13 protein-coding genes are annotated in these 12,595 nt (G+C 41.3%); 2 read left to right on the top strand and 11 right to left on the bottom strand.

Annotated elements, in window-relative coordinates; genetic code table 11:
* The gene (locus ACLOAU_RS22505; RefSeq protein ID WP_427864160.1) at window positions 1-693 is read left to right on the top strand and encodes an ROK family protein; all 693 of its coding nucleotides are present in this window, start codon (window positions 1-3) and stop codon (window positions 691-693) included.
* A 152-nt stretch (window positions 694-845) separates the two neighbouring features.
* On the top strand, window positions 846-1,427 hold the full coding sequence (locus tag ACLOAU_RS22500) for a DUF1003 domain-containing protein (RefSeq protein ID WP_427864159.1): 582 nt from the start codon (window positions 846-848) through the stop codon (window positions 1,425-1,427).
* A 7-nt stretch (window positions 1,428-1,434) separates the two neighbouring features.
* On the opposite strand, the gene ACLOAU_RS22495 is transcribed toward ACLOAU_RS22500, so the two are convergent.
* From ACLOAU_RS22495 to ACLOAU_RS22445, 11 genes are all read right to left on the bottom strand, one after another.
* Window positions 1,435-1,608: a hypothetical protein gene (locus ACLOAU_RS22495; RefSeq protein ID WP_427864158.1), complete on the bottom strand. Its 174-nt coding sequence runs from the start codon at window positions 1,606-1,608 to the stop codon at window positions 1,435-1,437.
* Window positions 1,609-1,684: 76 nt separating this feature from the next.
* Complete coding sequence (gene trhO / locus ACLOAU_RS22490) at window positions 1,685-2,731, bottom strand: oxygen-dependent tRNA uridine(34) hydroxylase TrhO (protein ID WP_427864157.1); 1,047 nt, start codon at window positions 2,729-2,731, stop codon at window positions 1,685-1,687.
* 364 nt (window positions 2,732-3,095) lie between these two features.
* On the bottom strand, window positions 3,096-3,440 hold the full coding sequence (locus ACLOAU_RS22485; RefSeq protein WP_427864156.1) for a hypothetical protein: 345 nt from the start codon (window positions 3,438-3,440) through the stop codon (window positions 3,096-3,098).
* A 75-nt stretch (window positions 3,441-3,515) separates the two neighbouring features.
* Window positions 3,516-5,966 carry a penicillin acylase family protein gene (locus ACLOAU_RS22480; RefSeq protein WP_427864155.1) on the bottom strand — a complete coding sequence of 817 codons (2,451 nt, stop codon included), beginning with the start codon at window positions 5,964-5,966 and terminating at the stop codon, window positions 3,516-3,518.
* A gap of 154 nt (window positions 5,967-6,120) precedes the next feature.
* A complete protein-coding gene (locus tag ACLOAU_RS22475; protein WP_427864154.1) occupies window positions 6,121-7,524 on the bottom strand; it encodes an MBL fold metallo-hydrolase in 1,404 nt (467 codons plus the stop codon).
* A gap of 147 nt (window positions 7,525-7,671) precedes the next feature.
* Window positions 7,672-8,577 carry an alpha/beta hydrolase gene (locus tag ACLOAU_RS22470; RefSeq protein WP_427864153.1) on the bottom strand — a complete coding sequence of 302 codons (906 nt, stop codon included), beginning with the start codon at window positions 8,575-8,577 and terminating at the stop codon, window positions 7,672-7,674.
* Window positions 8,578-8,642: 65 nt separating this feature from the next.
* Window positions 8,643-9,098, bottom strand: a complete 456-nt coding sequence (locus ACLOAU_RS22465) for a DUF4268 domain-containing protein (RefSeq protein WP_427864152.1) — start codon at window positions 9,096-9,098, stop codon at window positions 8,643-8,645.
* Between the two features lie 63 nt (window positions 9,099-9,161).
* Complete coding sequence (locus ACLOAU_RS22460; protein WP_427864151.1) at window positions 9,162-9,920, bottom strand: polyprenol monophosphomannose synthase; 759 nt, start codon at window positions 9,918-9,920, stop codon at window positions 9,162-9,164.
* 94 nt (window positions 9,921-10,014) lie between these two features.
* Complete coding sequence (locus ACLOAU_RS22455; protein WP_427864150.1) at window positions 10,015-10,788, bottom strand: exonuclease domain-containing protein; 774 nt, start codon at window positions 10,786-10,788, stop codon at window positions 10,015-10,017.
* A gap of 119 nt (window positions 10,789-10,907) precedes the next feature.
* Window positions 10,908-11,627 (bottom strand): DUF3307 domain-containing protein, encoded by a 720-nt coding sequence (locus tag ACLOAU_RS22450; RefSeq protein WP_427864149.1) that lies wholly within the window; start codon window positions 11,625-11,627, stop codon window positions 10,908-10,910.
* Window positions 11,624-12,223, bottom strand: coding sequence for a hypothetical protein (locus ACLOAU_RS22445; protein ID WP_427864148.1), 600 nt, complete (start codon window positions 12,221-12,223; stop codon window positions 11,624-11,626). The genes ACLOAU_RS22450 and ACLOAU_RS22445 overlap by 4 nt, the downstream gene beginning before the upstream one ends.
* Window positions 12,224-12,595 lie beyond the last annotated feature (372 nt).

Below are 12,595 nucleotides of genomic sequence, written 5' to 3'. Positions count from 1 at the left end.
ATGGCAGCAATTACACTTTCGATAGATATAGGCGGATCTAAAATAAAGGCATGCACACTTAACAAAAGTGGCAAAATATTACAGGAGTACACTAAAGTGCCTACTCCACAGCCAGCCAACACCAAAAATGTGCTGGGATCTATAAAAGAGCTGGTGAAAGACTTTAAATATGACCGGGTATCTGCCGGATTCCCGGGATATGTAAGAGATGGCATTGTTCATACGGCGCCCAACCTCGGTACTGGCTATTGGGCGGGGGTGAACCTTGCTGAAGAATTAATGGTAACATTGGGAAAACCCGCCCGGGTTGTTAACGATGCAGACCTGCTGGGCCTGGGCTGCGTGAGTGGCAAAGGATTTGAAATGATGACCACACTGGGAACCGGCTTTGGTACTGCCTTTTACCTCGATGGAAAGGTTTTACCTCACCTGGAAGTAGCTCATCACCCTATTCATAAGGGACAAGATTATGATGCATTTATTGGAGAAGCAACTTACAATGAGATCGGTAAGAAAAAATGGAACAAAAGAATGCAGTATGTGCTCTCGGTAACCAAGACTGTGTTTAACTATGACAGATTATACATTGGGGGCGGCTTATCGAGAAAGCTGGACTTTAAACTGGACGATAACATCATATTGGTAAATAATATAGATGGTATTGACGGGGGTGTGAAGCTTTGGGATCAATAGTACCTGACTACGACCTACTGTCATAGGCGCAAACTCCACAATGCCCGCAAGATATTTGGTCTATTGCCAGCTACTCAGGTAAATTGTCATACACCGATAACCGGTTTTCATTTATGTAACAGTTAGATTAGCTAATTTTGCGCCCTCATTCTATGCAACAGTTAAAAGACACACACACATTAGGAGAGCGCAACCGGGAGCGGCTGGAGCGTATTGCAGACGTAGCTACACGGTGGATTGGCTCTACGGCATCGCTGGCGGTGCATACTTTGCTGTTTATAGTAGCTTTTTTACTCCCCCTTTTACATATTGTAAGCTTCGATAAAATGCTATTGGTACTCACTACCATTGTTTCTCTGGAAGCTATTTACCTCGCTATTTTTATCCAGATGTCGGTAAACAAAAACAGCAAGGATATTGAAGAGATACAGGAATATGTTGAGGAGATACAGGAAGATATTGAAGAAATTCAGGAAGATGTAGAAGAAATGCAGGAGGATGTAGAAGAAATACAGGAAGACGTAGAAGAAATTCAGGAGGATGTTGAGGAAATTCAGGAAGATGTTGAGGAACTCCAGGAGGAGATGGATGACGAACCCGCAGATGACAAATTACCGTCAGTTACGGTACAACAGCCTCAACCACAAAATGCCAGGGACAAAATAGCACAGATACAGGAATTGATTATACGTTTACAGCAGGAAGTGGAATTATTGAAGGTTGATAAAAGTTAATGTCCCCTTATTCGGGGTTGTTAAATACCGAGTAGACGGGAGTTGCAGATCTCGCAGGTTCCTTTACCGGTATCACATCTTTTGCATTTTCGGCCAGAACCTGCCGGTTATCAAGAACAAACAGTACGACCGGTAAAATTACCAGTACAAGAAGAAACAACATTTTGGATATCCTGTTCATAAAAGTTTAGCTTTAAACAATGCTTCAGACGCAAACTTCATTCCAAACGCTGCAATATTCTAAAAAAAGTTATTTTTTATGTTGCATTGTTCTTTATAGATAGATTGCCTAACCTTGATTTTGATTTATTAAATACATTCCTGCCCAAATCGATTCCACTTCGTAGTTCTTTTTGCTGATCGGCCGGTAAATGTATAAAGTCCTTACAATCATTACTGCAACAGCCATCAAACTCCCTGGCACAGTCTTCACATTGAATAAAAAGGAGGTGACAGGCATCATTCACACAGTTCACATGTGTATCTGCCGGCTTCCCGCATTGGTGGCATTTGGCTATAATCTCTTCAGTAACTCGCTCGCCTAATCGCTGATCAAACACAAAATTTTTGCCATGGAATCTATTTTCCAGTCCCGACTCCTTTACTTTATTCACATAATTGATAATCCCCCCTTCGAGATGAAATACATTTTTAAAGCCTTTATGTAACATGTAGGCGGATGCTTTCTCACAACGTATTCCTCCAGTGCAGTACATAATAATATTCTTATCCTTATGTTCCTGCATCATATCCACTGCCATGGGTAGCTGTTCCCGAAAAGTATCGCTTGGAACTTCAATCGCGTTCTCAAAATGCCCTACTTCAAATTCATAGTGGTTACGCATGTCGATAATAATCGTCTCGGGATCGTTACTTAGCCGGTTAAAAGTTTCAGCATCAGCATATTTTCCTTTATTGGCCATATCAAAATCAGGATCATCTATTCCATCTGCCACAATTTTATTGCGTACTTTGATATCCAGAACGTAAAAAGACTTGCCATCGTCATCAACCGCGATATTTAAACGTAAGTTATTCAACGCAGTATCCAATTCATATAAGAATTCTTTGAATGTGTCTAATTTTTCGGTAGGCACACTTATCTGGGCATTGATGCCTTCCTCTGCAATATAAATACGGCCTAAAACGCCTATATCAGAAAAACTCCTATAAAGATGGTTACGAAACTGTGTGGGATCTGCTATTTTAAAATAGCAGTAAAAAGAAACAGTCGTGCGCGGCGTATGATCCTGTAAAATACGCTCTTTCAGCTCCTTGCGGGAAACACGATTATGTAAGGCCATTATTTTTGAAATTTGATCCCGCTGGTTGCAGGAAATTATTTAATAATTGGGCAGTTGCAGGCTGCACCAAATTTCGCGCTGCAAAGGTAAAGCTTATTTGAATTTAAAAGAATTATTCCCGGGCTCATTCAATTTGTTTGGGAATAATTTTCAGAAGACTGGTTAATTTCGCGTTTTATATACCATGAAAAAAATCGCAAATCGGAAAAACGTAACAAGGATGATATCAATGAAATCCCGCCGATGCTAAAATATATAGGTTGGGTATTCCTAATACTTGTTGCGCTATACCTTGTATTTTTCTGGACATACACACCTTCAACCAATTTCCCATCTTATCGTCCAAATTAAAACGGATTTTGTATTACCGTTGTGTCCTGATATAAGAAGCAGTTAAAGCAGCGAACCCGGCAACAAGACCTCCAACTAATGCAGTAATAAAAGCTAATAATACCGCGCTCTGCCCGATGCCTAACATTCCCCCAATTCTATTAGCTAAGATACCGCCATTGGCTGCGTTAATCAATAATGCTATAATCAACCACAAAAGAAAAACGCTGGTGAATCCGGATAAAAATGAAGATCCGGGCCTTTGTGAAATAAAAAGGGACACGATGAATGCCACTAAAGCAATACTCCACCAGGGTGTATATAAGCCAACGACAAATGACAAAATTGCTATGGATAAAAGGGAGATAAAAAATTTCATGATTACCTGATTAATGTTCAAAATTCAAAGTGTAAGATTAAATAGAGTTGCTTGCGAGCCATTACGCTGAGGTCTTTAACTTTTGATGAAGTTCATAGTCCATTTAATGCGGGCATCCCCCTCCTGTCCTTTCTGCATCATCCAAAGCTGGTAATATTTGCCCTGTACCCAACTATCAACGGCATTATCATAAAACCTGCTACCCGGATTACCACTTTGCCCGCCCGGGTAAACGCCATAAGCTTCGGTTGTTGCCGACATCTGAACAATCATTCTCCAGCTCGGCCCATGACTTTTTTTGATGGCATTGATCACAGTTCCTGCTCCACCTACCGGCAAATGAGTACGGGCAAAAGATGGGAGATTATTTTTCAGCAAATGATAAATTGCCGGTTCTTTAAACTTTGCCCATTCCAGCCTGCCCTCCTTTTCTGATTGCGCCAGCTTAGCCGCTGCACCGTCAAGGGCAGCTGTAACTACGTCTCTTAAAGTCTCCACCTGCGGAGTGTTCTTATTATCCACAAATCCCAAAGCTGTTGAGTCTATCTTTAAAAGTTCCATCAGGGTTTGCTCTTCCGGAACAGGCACTTTAACTCCTGTTTTACTTAATTCATCTGACCAGATATTTCTTTGTAAGCTATCCAACCAAAACTGGTAAATTGTTTGACCGACAGAACGAGGTCCTGCATCAAAATCCCATTGCTTAATAGTATTCAAATAAGTTCGTGCTTCAGGTGTCAACGCGGCCTCGTCAGTATTGTACAGGAAAATAGGTAGCATCTGGCTGGCCAGGATATTGTAGTTATTATTTTGCAGTTCCATCATATTCTGCACACTGATGCCATTCATCTTGCTCAAAAAATGTTCGATGGCATTTGCCCGTGGCGTAATATAGGTGCCCGGAATAAAATAAGGATAAGTTCCATCGGCAGGTCGCTGATTGGCACTTTCTAAAAATCCACGTTCAGGGTTTAAGGCATGTGGATTTTCTGCCTGGGGGATATAGCCCTGCCATAGATAGCTGCTGTCTTGTCCGGGCATGATATATTGTCCCTGCCCCTGCCACCTGTCGGGAAATTTACCCTGCTGCCAGATAGCTATATCGCCCGATTTGGAAGCAAATACAAAATTCTGGCCGGGACATTCAAAATCTTTTATCGCCGATACATAATCATTATAATTACCTGCCCGGTTCAGTTTATAAAAAGCGCTGCCATCGTCTCCTGTATGATGTGCCATCCATTTCACTGCCAGCGCATCCTGGTGGGCAACTGTATCTGCATATGCCCCATCATAGATCACAGGTCCAAATATGGTATATGCTACCGTATCAAAAACAGGTAATGCTCCTTTCACTTTAATTTCTTCTATTCTTTGCTGGGCCGGCTTCCAGGCATTATCGAACCAGTATTCTTTTTTACTACTGTCTTTAAACCGGATCGTATAATAATCCTTTACATCTCTTTGGGAATTGGTGACGCCCCAGGCAATCGAATCATTGAAACCAATGATCACAAAAGGACTTCCGGGCAAAGTTGCACCATATACGTTTGAAGTTGGTGTAGTCAACTGCATTTCATACCAAATAGAAGGTAAGGACAACTCAAGATGCGGATCGTTACAAAGAATAGGTGCGCCGCTTGCTGTTTTGCTGCCCGCTACCACCCAGTTATTACTGCCATTATCCTTATCCTCGGGATACCGACTCCTGGCTGCTACTGCCTTCTGGCTTAGGAAATAAGCAGAATCTACATTAGCAGGTAGTTTATAATCGTGCATGGGCTTAGGGAAGACAGTCCCTTTTGGTACAATAGGCAATAGTGAATCTGGTACCTGCGGATACAAAAGATTAAACTGCTCAGAAGTAAGAATAGAGCGAAGGCTGGTATTCTCGAGATCATGCTCGGTGCCAGACGACAGCATTTTTGCCATCATCTTCAACAGCAGCATCGTTCTTAAGTTAGACCATTGCTCAGGTTTAAAGTTAAGTATTTTGTATTCTAACGGCAAAGAGCCTTCTGTCAGTGTGTTAATATAAGCATTGATCCCTTTTGTATAGGCGGTGTACCTCGCCAATGTAGGTGCATCCTGCTCCACAACACGCAGGGTATTTTCTGCAGCGAATTTCATTCCCAGCCGGCGTTGCTCTTTGTCATAATTAACAGCTACAGGGCCTGCTATTTCACTTGCCCGGCCTTCTGCTGCTTTGGTTTGCAGATCCATTTGAAACAAACGAAATTTTGCATGCAGGTACCCTTGTATAAAATAAAGGTCTTCATCATTCTCCGCAAACACATGTGGTACGAGCCTTTCATCAAAATACACTTTTGCATTCCCTTTTAAATCGGCCTGCTGAATATCAAGGTTATAATTGAAAGCAGTGTCTTCGGCATTTTGCCAAAAGCCGGTTTGCGGACTTAGAAAACCACCCAGAGGCATTGGCACTTTGGTACCTATGGGCCGGTTAAGGATAAATATCAATACAACAGTTATCAATAAAGAAAAGCAGAATGGCAGCAGTCTCATATCGATCTTTTAGGAAAGATAAATTATTTTTTGATAGTCTGAATTGATAAAGATCAAGAAGTAGAGAGGTGCCCGAAATAACAAAACAGAAGCAAGCCCCGTTAAATAACAAAACCGCCCTTGTATCCAGGCGGTTTGTTATTTGCTTTTCTTTTTAGTCCAGTCCTATTTCAAAATGACGTTCGGGAATTTCTATATCCATAAAACCTTTTTTCAATAAGCGGTTCTTGAAATCCAACTGCACATCGGGCTCACCATGCACCAGGAAAAGCTTCTTCACGGCTCTTGCGTCCTGACAGGCCAGCCACTGGCTCATATCTTCATAGTCTCCATGTGCGCTCATACTACGTATTTGACCTATCTCTGCATTTACCTGTCTTTCTGCACCGAATATACCTACTTCTTTCATACCCGAAAGCAATCTTGCACCCAAAGAATTGGGCTCACAGTAACCCGTCATTACAATGGCGTTTCTTGAATTTTCTACGGTATTATTGATATGGTGTTTTACGCGGCCTGCATCTGCCATACCACTGGCTGATATAATCACCATCGGACCGCTTCTAAAATTAAGTGCCTTAGAATCTCTTACGTCTTTGATATAAGTAAGCCCGGGGAACATAAACGGATCGTCATCATTCTTCATCACGTTCTGAATACGTTTATTAAAGTATTGAGGGAAACGTTTTATCATATCTGTGGCTTCTATGCTGAGCGGACTGTCAACAAAAACCGGAATCTTGGGCAGCCGGTTCTCAAGGTCGAGCTGATTTAAGAAATACAGGATCTCCTGGGTACGTCCTACACTGAAAGCCGGTAAGATCAGCTTCCCTTTACGATCTACACAAACACGCTGAATCCATTCCAATAGCTGGTCGGGAGTGCCTGTAATGTTATCATGCAGGCTATTGCCATAGGTAGATTCCATAATGATATAGTCTGCCTGTGGGAATACTTCAGGAGATTTTAGAATAATATCGCGATAACGACCAAGGTCACCGCTAAAAGTGATCTGTCGCTCTTTGCCATCTTCTTTTATTTTAAGATGTACACATTGACTACCTATAATATGGCCGGCATCTGTAAACATACACCGAACGCCTTCTATCACATCAAACCATTCGCCGTATTCTCTCGGCGCAAAAAGCGGGATCGTACTTTTTGCATCTTCGATAGTGTATAATGGTTTTAATAATTCGGGCAAACCTGTTACCCGTTTCTTTTCCATAAACCTCGCTTCACTTTCCTGTATTTCTGCACTATCCATCAGTAAAATGGCGGCCAATTCTTTGGTCGCAGGAGAGCAATAAATATTTCCGTTAAACCCTTCGGATACAAGTTTAGGTATCAGCCCGGAGTGATCTATATGTGCATGCGATAAGATCATCACATCTATCTCGCTGCTTATAAAGCCAAAATTCCGGTTCAGCAGTTCTGTTTCATCACCCATACCCTGGAACATACCACAGTCAAGCAGTATCTTTTTCCCGTTCTTTAATGTTATTAAGTGTTTGGAGCCTGTCACCGTTTGTGCTGCTCCGTGAAAAGCAATTTTCATCTGTTTATTTTTTGTATTTTTTTATGGTCAGATACCTACCTGCCTGCAGACAGGAAATCCGCAAAAATCATCATCGCTAAGAGCCAATTTCATCCGCCTATTTTCTGTTCATTTCATAGCTACAGAATTGTTATGCTTGTTTGATGCTTATTTTTTCAAAAACTTTTCTTTTACCAACCACTGTTGCAACTCACTCATCCAATCGCCCGCTTCTTTTTTATTGTGCATACCAAATCCATGTCCTCCCTTTTCAAATAACCTAATGGCAGCAGGTATTTTATTTTTTTGCAGGGCCTCATAATACACCACGCTATTACCAAACGGAACAGCTCCGTCATCTTTAGCATGTACCAAAAAAGCCGGTGGTGTTTTTTTATTAACCAGTAATTCGTTGGAGAACTTCCTGATCTTACCCGGATAAGGATTTTTACCGATCAGGTTATCGCGGCTACCGGTATGACCCAGGCTATCGGTAAAACTGATAACAGGATACACCAAAACCGAAAAATCAGGTCGAAAAGAAGTATGCTTATGATTTTCGATCACCTCCTGCGTATACTTTGTAGAAAGTGACGCCGCCAGGTGCCCACCGGCCGAAAAGCCCATCACTCCTACCTTTTTAGGATCAACACCCCATTGTTTTGCATTTTGACGAATCAATTGAATGCCACGCTCTGCATCCTGTAACGGCCCAATGGTTTTATCCATCATCGTTTTATCATCGGGCAAGCGATATTTCAAAACAAATGCAGTAACGCCCCACTGATTAAAAACTCTGGCAACGTCATGTCCTTCGTGTGTAATTGCCAAAATACGATACCCCCCACCCGGGCATATTAACACGGCGGTTCCGTTCGGCTTCTCGGGCCGGTATATGATTATTTCGGGGGATACTACCTGGCTAACACGGGTTATACCATCAGCAGCCGTTTCACTCTTCTCGGTGATATCGGAGGTTTTGCTGTTGGGAACAACATCATAAAGCTTTATTACTTCCTGTGCATATAACATATTCGAAGCTAATATCAGGATAAATACAAGTACCTTTTTCATTTGGCATCTTTTTAAAAGTGCAGATCATGAAGATAGTAAACCTGATAGGAATAAAGTAAGAAATTTTATAACTCGAACTGAGTTTTAACATCATTCCAGAAAAGGTCAAGTTTAATGATCCTTTCTTTAAAAAAAGAAATGATCGCAGGCCAGTGCTCTTTATTGAAAACATTCACGCCTTCTAACTGAGTAAAGATGCGCGAGGCGCTGCTACCATCTTCATCGTAAAATACCGGCTGCCAGATCCAGGGCTCTTCCAGTACCTGCCCTAGGTAGTTTTTCAATGATTCCATTTGCCCATATATCAAGGCGCGCCCGGCTGCATCAGGATGTTTGATTTCAATAGCAACGGTAGCTTCCCGCTTGGAAGCATCCATTCGAAAGTAAATATGGCGAATAGCGGTTTTGTAGTTAACCCAGTTAATGGTGAGGTGCTCGGCATTTTTCACCGGCTTCATGTACAGGCCAAACGTAGTCCAGAATTCTTTTTTAATATTAGACGCTTCTGATTTACCGTACATGATGAGTAATGTAATGAATAATAAGTGATGAGTAATGAATGTAGAATAGTAACATGCGAAAGTCTACTCGCTGCCAGCAACCTTGGTTCGCACTCTTCTCCGGTAATTTTTAAATAGACTTTGCCAGCGAAGATTTAATACACCCAATATACCTTCTTTTACAATTCCCTTATTCATTTTCGATTGCCCCTTGGTTCTGTCCTGAAAAATAATAGGTACTTCCTTTATCTTAAACCCAAGTTTCCAGGACGCAAATTTCATTTCTATCTGGAAGGCATAGCCGACAAATGTGATACTGTCAAAATCAATGTTCTCTAACACTTTGGCTGTATAACACATAAATCCCGCTGTAGGGTCTTTAATGGGCATCCAGGTAATAATACGGGTGTAAAGCGATCCGCCTTTGGATAAAGCAATACGGTCCGCAGGCCAGTTAATAACACCACCACCCTTTACATACCGGCTACCGATAGCAACGTCAGCTCCCTGGTTCTTGCAGGCATCATACAATTTTATAAGGTCTTTAGGATTATGTGAAAAATCAGCGTCCATTTCAAATATGAAACCGTAGCCGTTTCTCAAGGACCATTTAAACCCGTGAATATAGGCGGTACCTAATCCGAGCTTACCTTTTCTTTCTTCCAGAAAAAGGCGCCCCGTATAGGTTTGTTGCAGCATACGCACGATATCTGCAGTACCATCCGGCGAGCCGTCGTCAACGATCAGCACATGAAAGTCTCCCTCCAGCTCAAACACTGCTTTAAGGATGCTTTCAATATTCTCCTTTTCATTATAAGTAGGTATGATAACAATCTTATCCAAGAACAATCATAATTAGATCAACAAAATCCGGCAAAGCAATTTGATGGATACCCGGGCACTGTTATTCCATCATTCCTTCACTCATCTGATATCATCAGAGTTTTAAACCCTTCAATTTAGTACGGGTAAATATTTCTGTTAGCTTTTGCTTGGTTTGCTGGGGAAAATCTCCACGCATCATCCAATCGTAATACTGAGGCTCTTTCGTAAGTATCTCTGCAATAGACTGGCCTTTGTATTTGCCAAAATTAAAAACCTCTACTCCATCTTGCATCACGAACCTGCGGGCGAAATCTACCACCATATCCTCACCTATAAACTTATTGATAGACTCAATTGTGGTGCCTAGTTCGGGATAACGCTCAAGTTGAGCTACCAAAACCTCATGGGTAGCAGAAGCATCTGCCTCTGCAGAATGTGCTGACTCTAATACCTTTCCACAATAAAATTTATAGGCTGCGGATAAAGTACGTTGCTCCATTTTATGAAAGATGTTTTGCACATCTACCATCCTGCGTCCTTTCATATCAAAATCAACACCGGCACGTAAAAACTCTTCTACCAGTAACGGAATATCAAACCTGTTAGAGTTATACCCTGCCAGGTCGCAATCATCTAATACCTGTTTCAGTTCCTGTGCTGCCTGCGCAAAAGTGGGCGCATCCTTTACCATTTCATTGGTTATACCGTGAATATCTACAGATGTTTTAGATATGGGCATTTCAGGATTAATCAGTTTCCGTTTAACCGTTTTAGAACCATCCGGCAGCAGCTTCACAATAGCTATTTCCACTATCCTGTCCGTTCCCAGGTTTACCCCGGTAGTCTCCAGGTCGATAAATGCTATAGGCTTGGTAATTTGTAACATAACAATATTTAAAGGCGGCTAAGATAAAGAAACTTGTGCTGAAGATCAGAAATTTTCCTTTTAAACAAAACCCAAATTTTGCCGGTGTTTAGACATTCCTGTACCTGGTCTACGATTGGTTAATTTAAAAACTGAAGCACATACTTATAAAGTAATCCTGTAATAATTGCAATAGCTATACTCAACAGCGTACCGATTATGATGTATTCTGTAAGTTTGCGGTCTTTAGCCTTAGACAGATCGCTGAAACGCAAAATAGACTTGGCGGCGATTAAAAATCCAATGGCAGACCATTGATTTAATACTACAAACAAAAAAACGAGCAGGCGTTCTATCATTCCGATATACATCCCTGCCCTTGTCAATGAGTCTGCCGCCTCGTCGTCCTTCACCTTCCAATAATCCATGATCACACGCATACTTACAGATGCGGCGTAGGTAACTATTATAACAGCGCATAACAGCAACAGGTATTGGGAAGAAAAAAGGACAGCCCAGTTGATGCCTGAGTTGCCATACATTGCTGCTACCGCCAGCAATATGGCTATGTGCATTAACTGGTCTGCAAAAAACAGGTATCCTTCTTTCCATTTTCCCTGTAATTCAAGTTTTGCCCAGTCTACCAGGTAATGGCTTACCAAAATGCATAAGCTTCCCAGCCAGTATTGGGTATCAAATTGTAATACTATAGCCAATAAAACGGCATGAACAGCAATATGCGCATATAGATAAGGGGACAAGATTTTATGCTTCTTCTTATCGACCACCCAGGATGTGGGCTGAAAGACAAAATCGCCCAGCAGGTGTGCCAACATTAGTTTGAGGAAAAGTGTAATCATAGCTGCCCGATCTTAGATTGATAATATTTATTCAGCTTTTTAATTTCATCATACCCTCCCCTTTTTAAAGCTTCGCTTATACTGCTTTGTGTTTTTTTCAATATTGCTGCCAGCTCGCTCTGATTTTTCTGAGGGTTTTCGATACTGGTTGTAATAGTCATTGCTACTGTTTCGCTCCAGCTGTTTATAGTCAGTAACGCCAGGCTAATCATTAAATTCAGTGTATCATTTAAATCAGCTTGTCCTGTATCTATTACCAGCATTTGCTTTCCAAGCTCATCAAACCGGCTGCCTGAGCGTATAAATGCGCTTCCGGTAACTTCGGTAACCTTTTTGGCCTCGGCATCTATAGTACCTATCCCAATCGCCATGCGCACATCCAAACCCGGTATTTGCCTGATGGTACTTTTAATATGTGTCGCTGCCATTAATGCAATACCAGGCTTTAAGCGAAGCTGAAAACTATCACCCCTGTAAATCTCCCAATGCTTCGGCTCTTTACCATATTGATTTAATACGCTTTTTAGCGCGGGCTGCCATTTACTGGCTATTTCAGTTCTTGAATTAACAATATCGCCTGTAATTACCGCAATCATTCAGTTCTGTTTTAAAAATTTAATCTCCTAACTCAGAAAACGCTATCGATCTTTTGTTTTTCTGTTTTATAAATATCGTTCATATACCCGATACCACAAAATATCGGACAAATAACCGATAAATAAAATTATCGGACTAATATCCGATAATGCAAATTATCGCCCAATAAGCCTATAGTGGTCGGTTTACGTCAGAACGGGAACGCAGTGATAAGATGAATAAATAATTTCACTTTTTTGAATTAAATATGCAATTTTATTCAATTAGTTTCTATATTTGCCGCGCAATGACATTTAACAACATACATATTCATCATCATTTTACAAACTTACAGCAGTAAGCCGGTGGTGCTATGTATCAACTTATATAAA

Source organism: Paraniabella aurantiaca, assembly GCF_050309965.1.
Classification (GTDB): Bacteria; Bacteroidota; Bacteroidia; order Chitinophagales; family Chitinophagaceae; genus Niabella.
This window is presented reverse-complemented; position numbering and strand designations above follow the sequence as displayed.